Source organism: Filimonas zeae (assembly GCF_014641615.1).
GTDB lineage: Bacteria > Bacteroidota > Bacteroidia > Chitinophagales > Chitinophagaceae > Filimonas > Filimonas zeae.
In genome coordinates this window covers 1,194,834-1,206,249 of record NZ_BMIB01000004.1, presented here as the reverse complement: position 1 = coordinate 1,206,249, position 11,416 = coordinate 1,194,834, and the positions used below count along the sequence as shown (strand labels likewise).

General features: G+C 45.3%; 11 protein-coding genes and 1 riboswitch. Of the genes, 5 read left to right on the top strand and 6 right to left on the bottom strand.

Annotated features, from left to right (window positions below):
- On the bottom strand, positions 1-885 hold the full coding sequence (locus tag IEY13_RS23510) for a DUF58 domain-containing protein (protein WP_229687982.1): 885 nt from the start codon (positions 883-885) through the stop codon (positions 1-3).
- A gap of 20 nt (positions 886-905) precedes the next feature.
- Positions 906-1,910, bottom strand: coding sequence for an AAA family ATPase (locus IEY13_RS23505; protein WP_188956851.1), 1,005 nt, complete (start codon positions 1,908-1,910; stop codon positions 906-908).
- Between the two features lie 201 nt (positions 1,911-2,111).
- On the opposite strand from IEY13_RS23505, the gene IEY13_RS23500 reads away from it, so the two are divergent.
- Entirely contained in the window at positions 2,112-2,735 is a 624-nt protein-coding gene (locus IEY13_RS23500; protein WP_188956849.1) for a DUF4159 domain-containing protein, read from the top strand.
- A 54-nt stretch (positions 2,736-2,789) separates the two neighbouring features.
- Here the strand turns inward: IEY13_RS23500 and IEY13_RS23495 are convergent, their stop codons facing one another.
- Positions 2,790-3,083 carry a hypothetical protein gene (locus tag IEY13_RS23495; RefSeq protein WP_188956847.1) on the bottom strand — a complete coding sequence of 98 codons (294 nt, stop codon included), beginning with the start codon at positions 3,081-3,083 and terminating at the stop codon, positions 2,790-2,792.
- Positions 3,084-3,156: 73 nt separating this feature from the next.
- Here IEY13_RS23495 and rpoN point away from each other — a divergent pair, with 73 nt between their 5' ends.
- Together rpoN and IEY13_RS23485 are read left to right on the top strand one after the other, a co-directional pair.
- Entirely contained in the window at positions 3,157-4,641 is a 1,485-nt protein-coding gene (rpoN, locus tag IEY13_RS23490) for an RNA polymerase factor sigma-54 (RefSeq protein WP_188956845.1), read from the top strand.
- Positions 4,642-4,646: 5 nt separating this feature from the next.
- Positions 4,647-5,333 (top strand): hypothetical protein, encoded by a 687-nt coding sequence (locus IEY13_RS23485; protein WP_188956843.1) that lies wholly within the window; start codon positions 4,647-4,649, stop codon positions 5,331-5,333.
- Between the two features lie 684 nt (positions 5,334-6,017).
- Here the strand turns inward: IEY13_RS23485 and IEY13_RS23480 are convergent.
- Positions 6,018-6,842, bottom strand: a complete 825-nt coding sequence (locus IEY13_RS23480; protein ID WP_229687991.1) for a murein L,D-transpeptidase catalytic domain family protein — start codon at positions 6,840-6,842, stop codon at positions 6,018-6,020.
- A gap of 193 nt (positions 6,843-7,035) precedes the next feature.
- Positions 7,036-7,249, top strand: a riboswitch (cobalamin riboswitch).
- A 161-nt stretch (positions 7,250-7,410) separates the two neighbouring features.
- On the opposite strand from IEY13_RS23480, the gene IEY13_RS23475 reads away from it, so the two are divergent.
- Complete coding sequence (locus tag IEY13_RS23475) at positions 7,411-8,505, top strand: DUF5074 domain-containing protein (protein WP_188956842.1); 1,095 nt, start codon at positions 7,411-7,413, stop codon at positions 8,503-8,505.
- A 21-nt stretch (positions 8,506-8,526) separates the two neighbouring features.
- Here IEY13_RS23475 and IEY13_RS23470 read toward each other — a convergent pair whose 3' ends face one another.
- Complete coding sequence (locus IEY13_RS23470) at positions 8,527-8,766, bottom strand: DUF3820 family protein (RefSeq protein ID WP_188956840.1); 240 nt, start codon at positions 8,764-8,766, stop codon at positions 8,527-8,529.
- Positions 8,767-9,294: 528 nt separating this feature from the next.
- Positions 9,295-10,179: an AraC family transcriptional regulator gene (locus tag IEY13_RS23465; protein ID WP_188956838.1), complete on the bottom strand. Its 885-nt coding sequence runs from the start codon at positions 10,177-10,179 to the stop codon at positions 9,295-9,297.
- A gap of 301 nt (positions 10,180-10,480) precedes the next feature.
- On the opposite strand from IEY13_RS23465, the gene IEY13_RS23460 reads away from it, so the two are divergent.
- The gene (locus IEY13_RS23460) at positions 10,481-11,383 is read left to right on the top strand and encodes a magnesium transporter CorA family protein (RefSeq protein WP_188956835.1); all 903 of its coding nucleotides are present in this window, start codon (positions 10,481-10,483) and stop codon (positions 11,381-11,383) included.
- The last annotated feature ends 33 nt before the right edge of the window (positions 11,384-11,416 follow it).

The following is an 11,416-nucleotide window of genomic DNA, read 5'->3' as shown; positions in this document are numbered from 1 at the left end:
TTATGCAGTGTTTTTATTGCGTTGACGTAAAAAATCGGTTAATGCTTTTTCTACCGGTTCACTGGTGCGCATCAGCCGGTAGCTGATGTTTTTTTCCAGCAGGTATTTGCGCTGTGCTTCTATCCAGGCTTGTACGGTATCCTTGTGTTCCTGGGTTGTGTTACTACTTACCGCCATCGTTTCTCCGGTTTCCAGATCCTGCAAAGTAGTATAGCCTGCAAAGTCCATGTTCAGCTCGTTATCTGCCATCAGGTGTAATACAACTACTTCGTGCCGGTAAGCGGATAGTGATTCCAGCAGCGGCATTATCTCGTTATGGGTTTGATAAAGGTCAGATATGAATATCAGCAACTCCCGCTGACGGCTGTTGGTGAAAATGCTGTTGTACGCTACAGGCGTGGTAAAATGCCCGGCTGGCTGCAACCGCTCCAGCTGATAAAAAATGCGGTTCAGGTGCTGTGGATCTTTGCGGGAAGGCAAGGCAAACAGCTCTCCATGCTGAAATGCATACAGGCCGATAGCATCGCCCTGTAAGTTGGCCAGCCATGCCAGCGAGGCTGCCAGATAGCGGGCATAATCCATTTTGGAAAATGCACCATCCTTATGCCCCATACTGCCGCTGGCATCTACCAGTAATCGTACTGATATGCTGGTTTCTGTTTCCGATTCGCGGATATAATAACGGTCGCTGCGGGCATACATCTTCCAGTCCAGCCAGCGCAGGTCATCACCCGGCTGATAGCTGCGGTACTGGCTAAACTCCAGCCCTGCACCTTTTATATTGCTTTTGTTGAGGCCCTGCATAAAGCCGTCTATGGTGGTTCTGGCTGCTAAAGCAAGGTCTTTAATAGCCATCATAACTGCCGCACTAATAATACCAGACATACACAGCCTGTTAAGAATGATCAGATAAGTCCTTTAACACGGGCAACAGCCTGTAACAACTCGCGCGTTACATCATCGGTACTGATGCGTTCTGCCTCTGCTTTAAAGTTCAGCAGCACCCGGTGCCGCAGCACGGGGTAGGCCATGGCCTTAATATCGTCCATGGTAACCGCATAACGCCCTTTAAACAACGCACGTGCTTTGGCAGTAAGTATCAAAGCCTGCCCCGCACGCGGGCCGGCGCCCCAGCGTACCCATTCTTTTACATAGCTCACGGTACTGGTATCCGGGCGTGTAGCGCGTATCAGTTCCGCTACATATTGTATAAGATCGTCGTTAATGGTTACTTCCCGCACCAGACCCTGTAGTTGTAATATATCTTCTCCGTTTACTACCGGTTCCACCTTCGGTTTTTTGGTGCCGGTGGTGTTGCGCAGTATATCTGCCTCTTCCTGTGCGGTGGGGTAGCCTATGCGTATATACAATAGAAAACGGTCCAGCTGTGCTTCCGGCAGGGGATAGGTGCCTGCCTGCTCAATCGGGTTTTGTGTAGCCAGTATAAAAAACGGACGGTCCAGCGGATAGGTTTGTCCGCCATACGTAATCTCAAATTCCTGCATGGCTTCCAGTAATGCCGACTGTGTTTTGGGCGGCGTACGGTTTATCTCATCTGCCAGTACAATGTTCGAAAACAGCGGGCCTTTGTTAAACTTAAAAAAGCGCTTACCCGTTACATGGTCTTCTTCCAGTATTTCTGTACCTATTATATCCGTAGGCATCAGATCGGGCGTAAACTGTATACGGCGGAAGTTCAGGTGCAGCGCCTGCGACAGCGTACGTACCATCAGTGTTTTGGCCAGCCCCGGTACCCCTTCCAGCAAACAATGTCCGCCTGCCAGCAGTGCCACCAGTATTTCATCCAGTATGTTATCCTGGCCTACTATAACTTTTTGTATTTCTCCTTTCAGCCGCGATAGTTTCTCCTGTAGTTGCGTTACGGCAGATGCTGTTATTTCCAATGCCATTCGTTTTAGTTTCTCTCATGTTTGCGGCAAGCAGCGCTATACGGGCAACCGCTCTATGCGCCTGATATTGTTTCAGCGATATAGTTTTGGGTTCAACCGTATTTTGTCTAAAAAAACGATCCGGAAAGGAAATTATACATATAAAATCATCAATTTTAAAAAAATACACCAGCGGCAGTATTAAATCGGTAATCAGTATACATGAAGAAAGCCAGCAAATTCACCTTTACCCGCCTGCGATACCGCTCCGGCGATTGGGATACAGACCAGCGCATGCCCGCCAATCTGCTCAATTCGCTGATAGAGTATACCACCATACCCGTACAGTTACAGGAACGGGTGATAGACCTTTCTTCCAACGATTTGTTCGAAGCGCCTTTCTGTTACCTCAGCGGTCATAAACTGGTGCAGTTTGATGCGCAGGAGGCCGCTCATTTTAAAAAATACGTGCAGAACGGAGGCTTTGTTTTTGTGGACGATTGTAACCATGATATCGACGGACTGTTCGCCAAATCGTTCGAAGCGCAGATGAAGTCCTTATTTGGCCCCGGATCGTTGCAAAAAATCCCCAATAATCATGAACTCTATCATTCCTTTTTCCGTTTTGAAAAAGGACCACCCACTACTTCTTTTGAATTAAATGGCTGGGGTGATGATCTGGTACACGATTATCTGAAGGCAATTGTTGTTAACGGGCGCATAGGTGTATTGTACAGCAACAAAGACTACGGCTGCGAATGGGACTACGATTTTCGCAATAAACGCTTTCTGGCAGAGGATAATACGAAGTTTGGGGTGAATATAGTTGTCTACGCCATGTCGTAGACAAGCACACCGGAACAGCTGTACATAGCCGTGGAACAAAAGATTGGAACGCTTTTAGGGTTTACCCTCCAGTTTGTTTACATATTCCAGAGATCCGAGGCGAAAACGCAAGGGAATACCAGATAACTTTTCTATTTTTAATTCCTTATCACAAAAGAATGGCAGGTGTTTGGAATAATAGTTGGCCGGAACAGGCGTGCTGTTTTTTTGAGATAAGAGGTTTATACGTGCGGCAGACAATAAATACAGGCTGTCAGTAGCTTTAACCACCGTATCGGCAGGTGTTTGTGCCGGCGCTACCTTGTATACGCCCAGGGCCATCACCAGTAATATGAGAGTTTTAGTCATCCGATTGGCTTATAGTATGTAAATTTACCGCGAAAAAATAACTTTTGTACGGACGATCCTTAGGTAAAAACGAATGTCACTTAGTCAATCTTTACAACAGAAATTACTTCAGAAGCTATCGCCTCAGCAAATTCAGTTAATGAAATTGCTGCAGGTGCCTACTGCCAACCTGGAAGAGCGCATCAAAGAAGAATTAGAAGAGAACCCGGCACTGGAAGTTACCGAAGAGAGTCATGATGACAATTTCGAGGAGCAACAGGAGGAATTTGAAAATCCGGATGAGGAGTATGAAATGGATGGCAGCGAAGACGAATACGAAAACATCGACATCAGCGAGTATGTTTCTGATGGGGATGATGATGTAGCCGACTATAAGCTGCGTGACGATAATTACCCGGACTCTGATGACAAAAAAACATTGCCTTTTAAAATTGAAAGCAGCTTTCATGATGTACTGCTGGATCAGTTAGGCTTGTTATCGCTGGATGAAAAAAACTTTAAGATTGCAGAACAGATTGTAGGTAGCCTGGATGATGATGGTTATCTGCGTCGTGAAATATCTTCTATCTCTGATGATCTGGCTTTCCGCCAGAATGTAGATGCTTCAGATGAGGAAATTGAAGCCATTATTCACCAGATTCAACAGTTTGATCCACCGGGTGTATGCGCCCGCGATCTGCAGGAATGTTTGTTACTGCAACTGCGCCGTCAGCTGATAGCTGGTAAAGAGGTTGGTTTGGCTATTCAGGTATTAGAGAAATACTTTGAAGAGTTTACTAAAAAGCACTACGAGAAAATACAACGTGGCCTTAATCTCAGCGATGACCAGCTGCGCGATGTAATCAACGCTATTATTAAACTCAACCCCAAGCCAGGTGGCAATGTGGGTGAGATTAACAAGGCAGAGAGCTATGTAGTTCCCGACTTTTTTATACTCAACACCGGCGGCAAGCTGGAGTTGACCCTCAATGCTAAAAACGCACCCGACCTGCGCATCAGCGAAGGTTACCGGGATATGCTGAAAGAGTATGACAGAGGTGCCAAGAAAGACAAACGCCAGAAAGAGGCGGTGATGTTCATCAAGCAAAAGATTGATTCTGCCAAGTGGTTCATAGATATGATTAAGCAGCGCCAGCATACCCTGTTGAGCACTATGGATGCCATTATGAACTACCAGCGCGAATTTTTCCTTACAGGCGATGAAACAGCCCTGCGCCCGATGATTCTGAAAGACATTGCGGAAATTACCGGCCTGGATATATCCACCGTAAGCCGCGTGGCCAACAGCAAGTTTGTACAAACAGAATTTGGTACCTACCGCCTCAAGTTTTTCTTCAGCGAATCGTTAAGTACCGAAAGCGGCGAAGAAGTAAGTACCCGTGAGGTAAAGAAAATTCTGAGCGATCTGATTGAAGGCGAAGAAAAACGCAAGCCGCTGAGCGATGAACGCCTCACCGAGTTATTGCAGGAAAAAGGATACAATATTGCCCGCCGTACGGTGGCAAAATACCGCGAGCAACTGAATATTCCAGTAGCCAGGTTACGTAAAGAGCTGTAATATAGATGGATACATTGATGAGTGCTGAAAATGAAGCGGCGGCGGTAGAAGTATACAACGCCCCGCAACCGGTGCGCCTGCTGGCAAAATTGTTCTCTTATCTGCTGCACCCGTTGTTTATTCCAACCTATTTTTTCCTGTGGGTAATGTTCCGCTTCCCTTACGAGTTTGCGGGCATGGATGAGCATACCATGAACGTTCGCCTGCTGGGCACTTTCTGGACCACCGCTTTCTTCCCCGCTTTCGCCGTATTCCTGCTCTGGAGGCTGAAATTCATCTCCAGCATTATGCTGCGTATTCAAAAGGAGCGTATTGTACCTTACGTTATCACCATGTTCTTTTACTGGTGGATGTGGTACCTGAGCAAAAACTTTAAAGACCAGCCTTCCGTTCTCAAATTCTTTTACCTGGGCATATTCCTTACCACCGTAGCAGGCCTTATCTTCAACAACTTTGTTAAAATAAGCATGCATGCCATGGGTATGGCAGGCATACTGGTAGGCGTAATACTTACCTGCTTTGTATACCAAACCCACCAGGGTTTAGATTTATCAGTAGTAATCATCGCCACCGGCGCGGTTTGTACCTCTCGCCTGATATTAAACGATCACTCCACCGGCGAAGTTTGGCTGGGGCTGTTTGCTGGTATTTTCTGTCAGCTGATTGCTTACTTTTTTACTTTTATCTGGTAAAATACACTACATACAAAAGCAAAGGATATTTTGCTTTTAACATATTTTCACAGTCGTATTTAGACCTCATTAGAAACACTTTGTTGTGTGATTGAAACATTGGGGCTGGAGTGTAGACTAGAGCTAAAAACGATGGAATAAGCATCAGGTGTAGCTTTTCTGCCATTTTGCCGTGCATTTTCCCTTCGCCGTTCCTTCGGTGTGGGTTCGCCACGGGTTCGCTTCCCCTTCGCTCTGGCTGCTGAAGCAGAGAATTGTAAAAAATGACAATCTGACGGATTTGCGGAAAACAGGAGCTGAAATCCTTGCTGCTGGCTGTACCTGACGCAGAATATAGGCTACATAAGGGTTTGAGTGGCCTTTGATGTCGTTTGCATACAGCATTCTGTCGTTTGCATACTTGAAACTGTCGTTTGCCTACTTTCCGGCAAAAACCGCCTCCCCCGCATCGTATCATTGCTATGTCTGCCGCCGGTAGCTCCGGGGCCACGCCAAAAGCGGGAAGTGGAAGAGGCGTTCTGCCTCCCGCTTTACCTGGTGTTAACAGCGGCAGACATAGTTCTTTGACATATTGGAAAACAAAGCTTCAGACACCGGCATATAAAAAACGGCCTGAGTAAGGTGTTTTACCACCCCTCAGGCCGTTTATAAAAACTGATTGTTGTAAGGGATATCGTTTTGTTATCAGCTTCTGGTTGCCGGAGCCACTGGTGCGCTTACCGGTGCATTCTCTGCCAGGGCAGGTTGCATGGAAGGCCAGGCAAAATCGGCGTTCAGAATTTTTGAACTGCGATGGTAGTAGCCGTCCGGATGATAAATAAAGAAACAGCTGCCATCTTTAATCTCGTTAATAATTGCTTTGTGCTCTGTGTAGGAAACTGCGGGGCAACCGTAGCTTCTGCCCATAGACTGACCATCATCTCCTCTGTCGGCATTTACATACGTGCTGCCGTGCATTACCACATCTCTCATGCGAACATTGCTGTTAATGCCTGCTTCCTGACCATCAAAGCGCATGCTGTAACCTGCTTTACCGCTATAGGTTTCGGCAGTTACCATAAAGCCCAATGAGCTTTTGTGCGAGCTGTTGAGGTTAGAAAAGCTGGTGGCAAACTCAGCACCTGAGTTGCGGCCATGTGCTACATACGTGTTAAAAAGTACTTCCCCGGTTTTCACATTCAGCACATACAGCCGCTTGTGCGTGCTGCTTTGGCTAAAGTCGCAAATGGTTAACAGTTCCGGTTTTTTCAATTTGTTCTTCTCTAACAGAAACTGGTAGCCTTTGTAAGCTTCAAAAAACGCTTGTTGTGATAAACCCAGTGAATCGAGGTTCAGCTGATAGTAAACAGAATCGGACATGCGCTGTGCTGCTGCCATATCTGTTTTCTCGTTCAGCAGGGATGCAAACTTCTTCTTGTCGTCCGTAAATTTTCCTTTGTTCGTGTAGCTAAAGGCAATTGATGTAAAAGCACTCAAACATACTGCTGCAATAATCATTACTCTCTTCATCAAAGATCACGTTTTTAGATTGGGGGTTATTTAATTGGTGATACCGTGATTATAAATGCTCAGGATGGTAAATTTATTGCACAACTAAGACTTTTTTAAAGTTTAGCCCGTTAATTTATCGTTTTTTAACCTGGAATGCGGTTAACTGTTAACATTTCGTTGTTATTCTGCATGTTATCGCAGGTGCCTGCCCTACCTTTGCGGCGCATCAGGTTGCGCTTTGTGGTACCCGCAAAGTGCATTAAAAGGGAATCCGGTGTAATACCGGAGCTGTCCCGCAGCTGTAAACTGTAAGGTGATGTATTCACCGCCGATGGAATCTCCAATGCCACTGTACCTGTAACAGGTACGGGAAGGCCATCCACGGATCAGTAAGCCAGAAGACCTGCCCGTTGCATCTGCATTCACAGCTTTCGGGGATTGAGGCTTGAATACAATAAGCAAATAAGAAGTTTCTTATTGTTCTATTTCTGTTTGCCACCTTACCGTGGTAAATGGCGGTAGCCTGTGCATTCCGGAAGTGTGATAGGTGTGTTTACAACTATTATACAATACAAACATGAACTGGATGAAAAGAGGGATTTTGAGCCGCCAGGCGGTAGGGGCAGTAGCGGCGTTGGCAATGGTGGTTACTATGGGCTGTAGTAAAAACGATGATGTGGCTGCACCTGCCGCCACGGGCAGGTATTCCAATGGCTTTTTTATTGTGAATGAGGGCTGGTTTGGTCACGAAACAGGCAATCTGTTTTTTTACGATCGTAGTGCAGATTCGCTGGTACCCAATGTGTATACAAAGGAAAATCCGGATAAATCGCTGGGTAAAGTATCTGCCACCTTACAGTATACCGCCATTTACGAAAACAAGCTATACATGGTAGTAAAGGCAGGTGGTCCGCTGGTGGTGTGCGATGCCAATACGCTGAAGGAAACCGGCCGTATGGAGGCAATGCCTGGTAACGATGGGCATTCTTTTCTGGGCATTAACAGCAATACCGGCTTGTTGGGTACCGGCAGCGGGGTATACCTGCTGGGCTTAGCGCCACTGGCAGTTAACGCAAAGCTGCAGAATGTAACTGGTTACGTAGGCAACATGGTAAAAGCCGGAAACAATGTGTATATAGCTTCCAGAGACAGTGGCCTGGTGGTAATTAATGCCGGTGACTACGGTTTTGTAAAAAGAGTAAAAGGGGTAAATATGGGCCCTGTTACCGGTATAGATGGTAACGTATGGGTAACGGCAGATAGTAACCTTATCCGCATCAACTCCGCCACACTGAACACCGATACCGTAAAACTGCCCATTAAAACGTATAGTGGCTGGGGCGCATGGCGCAGCACCTCTATGGCCGTTTCTACCTCAGAAAATGCAGTATTTATTGTACGCAATGGCTCATTTTCCGGCGGGCGTGAAATATACAAGTACGTAAACAGCAATAAAACCTCGGTGGACAAGCCATTTATAACCCTGCCGGAAGGAGAATATTCTTACGGTGCGGCAGTAGGATACGACGGCCGGCATAACGAGTTGATTGTAACTACAGTGAACGGACAGTTTACCGGCGATATTAACCGGGTACATTTTTACAATGCTGCTACTGGTGAGTTAAAGAAAACGCTTACTTACACAGGCTGGTATTTCCCCGCCATGACTGTGTTTCACTAGCAGTCACTGGCAACAGAACTGTTAGAATTTCCGCTTCAATGGCCTGAGTAAATCCTCCAGGCCATTGATTTTTATCTCATATAAGGTAGCCAGCTGCATACCCAGCTTACCCTTGGGAAAACCACCATTGCGGTGCATCCATTCCAGATAAGATACAGGAATATTACAGAGGATAGCGTCTTTATACTTTCCAAACGGCATTTTGGCTACTACCAGATCCTGTAATATCTCCGGAGTAAGTCCCGGCGTTTCTTCCTGCATACTGAAAAATTTAATCTGTGTAAATCGGGCGTCAAATGTAAAATAATCAAAGCAAATGTGTAAAAGCTTACCATATGGTAAGTGTCGCATACACAATGGAATGGGTAGGTTATGGTACTATTTGGGTGTTAAAACGCTGTAAGTAGTAAAAATAAAACGATGTGTAAGGGCGTTATGATAGAATGGGTACTGGCACATCCTTTGCCAAACAGTAAAAAGGAAGCTTGTTCTGAAAAAAGTAATAAGCAAAGATATTCGAAAGTGTGAGGGCCGTTGACTAACCAATCTATAAACACCAGAGGTCCTATAAAAAAAATAGGCCTGAGCCCTAGACAGGGCAGGCCGTTGCTAACCTATGAAAAACACCATCTTAAATGCGATATATAGAGTGATCTATTGTTTTTGTCGATGTTGATGTTGTAAAGTTAATGCGTCTTTATAATTCAAAGCAATTAAAAAAAGCTTTATTTATTAAAAATGCAGGTAAATTAATACGCCGTATATATAAATGTTTGATAATTAGCCCATTTATATAAATGTGCGTACCCCAGAGGAAGTGTAAGCCTGCCTGAATTCTTTGGGTGTACAGTCTTTTTTCTTCTTAAAGATGCGGTTGAAGTTACTCATGTTATTAAATCCGCACTTATAAGCCACCTCATTTACGCTTTGGGTTGTATCTATCAGCATACGTGAGGCATGGCCCAGTCGTACCTCATTCAGCGTATCTACAAAGGTTTTGCCGGTGCGCGCCTTAAAAAAACGGCTGAAAGCCACCTCTGTCATAGCAGATATTTTAGCCGCTTCGCCCAGCGATACGTTTTTGTCAAAGTTGCTGTTGAGGTAGTACATCACTTTTTCAATACGCCGGCTGTTGTACGTGTAACTTTCCAGATTGCGGAAAGTTGCATCAGACAGGGTTCTGATATTGCGGGAGGTAGATAAATCGTGTAGTATAGACAATAGCTCCAGCACCGAGTCGAACCCGTGTTTCTGCGGCAGTTCCTTTAACCGGGGCATAATGGCCATGGTGGTTTCGCGGGAGAACAGCACCCCCCGTACTGAGCGTTCCAGCATATTACGGATAAAACTCATCTGGTTGCGGTGCAGAAACTTCTCATCAAACAAATCGCGGTGAAACTGAATGGTTATTTCCTTAATAGCCCGTGTAGTGCAATTATGGGTAAACCAGCCATGCTGCAGATTAGGCCCCACCAGCACCAGTTCCAGCTCGTCTATTTCTTCCATGTGGTCGCCAATCACACGCTTGGCGTTGGCTGCGTTTGTAATAAAATTCAACTCAAACTCCTCATGGTAATGCAGGGGAAAGTCAAAAGCAGCCTTCTCCCTGGAGAAAACTGTAAAACAATCGTTGGGTGTAAGGGGCGTAATTTCCCTTAACAGTTTCGTTTTCATATACAAGCGTTAAAAGCAGTAGAATGATGTAGGTAAAGTTATATAAATACAGTAATAAAGTATTATTTGTGTGAATAGGGTGTTTTGCTTTTATGGCATTGTTAATCAGTTGATTATGGTTCTGTTATAGTAAAAGATGAGTGCTTTTTTCCAAATAGTATACAAAATAGATAAAAAAGTATGCGTTGGGTGCGGGTAAATGGCCGTCTGTGGCGCAGGTTACATTACTGTCTGTTGCGGCCTGCAAACATAGCTGTTGGCATAGCTGTTGAATGCTATAAGCTATACAGTGTGCTGAATTATGATTAGAAAACTGGCCCAGAAAAACGGCCTCCCCTACGAGTGGATAGATATTGAAGGTGCAGAAAAAGAGGAGATAGCCCGGGTGGCGGAAGAATATGGTTTGCATGAAGCGTCGGTGAAAGATTCACTGGAGTCAGATCATTTGCCTAAATATGAGCGGCTTTCAGATTATACCTTCGTAATACTACGCGTATACGATCCGCAGGATGATAAAGAAGCCGATACGGTAAAAGAACTGTCTAACAAAGTGGCCGTATTCCTGGCCGATGCGCATATCATTACCATTCATAAAGAGCCCTGGAAAGCACTGGAACATATTAGTGAAGGCGTGGTTAAAAAGGGCGAATGTAAAAAGCCTGCCCATGTGCTGAACGAAATAGTAAAAGCCGGCCTCACCTCATTTAATGAGCCCGCAGCTGCACTTACAGATGAAATAGAATACTTTGAAAAGCATGTGTTTCTCAAAAACCGGAAAGCCCCTGTTTTAAAAGGGCTGTACTATTTAAAGCGGAAATCGGATGTTATCCGCAGGCTGATGACCCTTTCGTTTGATATGGTAGATAAAATTGACGCGCCGGAGCACAGCAATGTATACACCCGCGATATCCGCGACCTGCATATTAAACAGCAGGCTATTTTCGATTCCCTGTCAGAAAATACCAACCACCTGCTCAACATCTATTTCAACATATCCTCTCAGAAAACGAACGAAACCATCCGCATTCTCACCATATTCTCGGTTTTCTTCATGCCCCTCACCTTTATTGTGGGTATTTACGGGATGAACTTTGAGTTTATGCCCGAATTAAAATGGAAATGGGGCTACCCGGGCTCGCTGGTGCTGATGGCGGTAATTACCGCGTTGATATACGTTTGGTTCAGGCGCAGAAAATGGTTGTAATATATTACCTTCATTCCCCTTTTTCCGTAGCTT